Source organism: Comamonas guangdongensis (assembly GCF_041079535.1).
Classification (GTDB): domain Bacteria; phylum Pseudomonadota; class Gammaproteobacteria; order Burkholderiales; family Burkholderiaceae_C; genus Comamonas; species Comamonas guangdongensis.
Genome location: NZ_JBFYGN010000058.1, coordinates 1 through 2291, shown reverse-complemented (window position 1 = coordinate 2291; position 2291 = coordinate 1). Strand labels below are relative to the sequence as shown.

2 protein-coding genes are annotated in these 2291 nt (G+C 67.4%); both read left to right on the top strand.

Annotated elements, in window-relative coordinates; all coding sequences use genetic code 11:
* Positions 1-1515: TolC family protein (locus AB6724_RS21710; protein ID WP_369340610.1), on the top strand; the 1515-nt coding region annotated here is incomplete at its 5' end.
* Positions 1512-2291, top strand: a 780-nt coding sequence (locus tag AB6724_RS21705; RefSeq protein ID WP_439329914.1) for an efflux RND transporter periplasmic adaptor subunit, incomplete at its 3' end; no start/stop codon positions are given. The genes AB6724_RS21710 and AB6724_RS21705, both read left to right, overlap by 4 nt.

Here is a 2291-nt window from a genome sequence, read left to right as displayed (position 1 = left end):
GAGAAAAATTTTCGTGGCCGCGTCCAGCTGACGGCCTTGCTGGGGTCGGCCATCTGGCTCACCGGCTGCGCCAACCTCACCAGCCAGGCACTTTCCAACGAAGAGATCCAGTCGCAGGTTCAGGCCGACCGGCAGAGCCTGAGCCAGGAAAGCGCACCGCTCACGGGGGCAGTCAGCCTCGAGGAGGCCATCGCCCGCGCCATCAAGTACAACGCCGCCCAGCGCCTGCGCGGCATGGAAGAAGCCGTGGCGCAGGGCACGGCCGATGTCGCCAAGTTCGACATGCTGCCCAAGCTGGTGGCCTCGGCCGGCTACCGCTACCGGGACAAGGACCTGATCAGCCGCAGCACGGACTCCGTCACCGGCGCCCCCTCCCTGGCCCATCCGTATATTTCTTCGGACCGGGAGTCGACGCTGAGCTCGCTGAGCTTTTCCTGGAGCCTGCTGGACTTCGGCCAGAGCTACTATGCCGCCCGCCAGCATGCGGACCGTGTCCAGATTGCCGCCGAGCGCCGCCGCAAGGCCATACACACGCTGATTCAGGACGTGCGCATTGCCTACTGGCGCGTGGCGGCCGCCCAGGCGCTGGAATCCTCGCTCAAGACGGCCTCTCGGGACGCCGACAAGGCGCTGGACGACTCGCGCAAGGTCGAGGCCGAGAAGCTGCGCTCTCCGCTGGAGCCGCTGCGCTATCAACGCCAGCTGCTGGAGAACATACGCCTGCTCGAGGCCGTGCAGCAGGAGCTGTCCTCCGCACGCATCGAGCTGGCCTCGCTCATGGGCCTGCCCCCGAGCGCACTCGCTCTGCCCCTGCGCGTGGTGGAGCCTGCGACGCCCAATGCCCAGCGCTGGCTGGACCAGCCCGTGGACAAGCTGGAAGACCGGGCCCTGCTGCTCAACCCCGACCTGCGCGAGAGCCTGTACAACGCGCGCATCGCCAATGAAGAGACCAAGCGCGTCATGCTGCGCATGTTCCCGGGCCTGTCCTTCAACTACGGCCTCAACAAGAGCACCGACAGCTATCTGATCAACGACCGCTGGCAGGAAGCCGGGCTGCAGATCTCCTTCAATCTGCTGGGCCTGCTGTCGCTGCCGGCCCAGCGCCAGCTGGCGGACGCCGGCGTCAAGCTGGCCGACCAGCGCCGCCTGGCCACCCAGATGGCGGTGCTGACCCAGCTGCACGTGGCGCGCCTGCAGTTTGCCAATGCCGTGCACCAATATGAGCGCGCACAAAGCATTGCCGATGTGGACCAGCGCATCTCCGAGCAGGTCGGCAACCAGGTTCAGGCCGACAAGCTCAATCCGCTGGAGCGCGTCTCGCAGCAGACGGCCACCATCCTGTCCGTGCTGCGCCGCTATCAGGCCCTGTCCAATATGCAGGCCGCCGGCTCGCGCCTCCAAGCGACCCTGGGCATGGAGCCCGTGATCGAGGGCTCGGACAGCATGCCGCTGCCGGAGCTGACCCAGGCCGTGGCCAAATCGCTGCAAAGCTGGGAAGCAGGACAGCTCCAATGACGCGCTTTCCGTCTCACCTGGCGCTCTGGCTCGCCCAAGGCCTGATCCTGTGCCTGCCCATGGCCGTCCATGCCCAGCCGGCCCCGGCGGCCGCCAAGGCCGGCGCGCCACTGCCCGGCGTGCTGGACCAGCGCGAAATCCGTGCCCAGCTCGCACCGCGCCGCTATGCCACGCTGGCCGCGGAAATCGGCGCCAAGGTGCAGCGCCTGCCCGTGGCAGAGGGCGCTGCCTTCCGCCAGGGCCAGCTGCTGGTGCAGTTCGACTGCAGCCTGCAGCAGGCGCAGCTGAACAAGGCACAGGCCGGACTGGACGCCAGCGAGAAAACCTGGCGTGCCAACCAGCGGCTGGCCGAGCTGAACTCCGTGGGCAAGGTGGAGCTGGACACCTCCCAGGCCGAGTGGCAGAAAAACCGCGCCGAGGTCGCAGGCAGCCGGACCCTGCTGGGCAAGTGCCAGATCACAGCGCCCTATGCGGGCCGCATCGCCGAGCAGAAAATCCGCGAGCAGCAATATGCGCAGCCCGGTCAGGCGCTGCTGGACATCATCGATGACTCGGCGCTGGAGCTGGAGTTTCTCGTGCCCTCGCGCTGGCTGACCTGGCTGCACCAGGGCACGGAATTCCAGGTGCGCATCGACGAAACCGGCAAGACCTATCCCGCCAAGGTCCAGCGCCTGGCCGCACGGGTGGACCCGGTGAGCCAGTCCGTGAAGGTCAATGCGGCCATCCACGGCAAGTTTACGGAGCTGATCGCCGGCATGAGCGGGCAGGTGCTGATG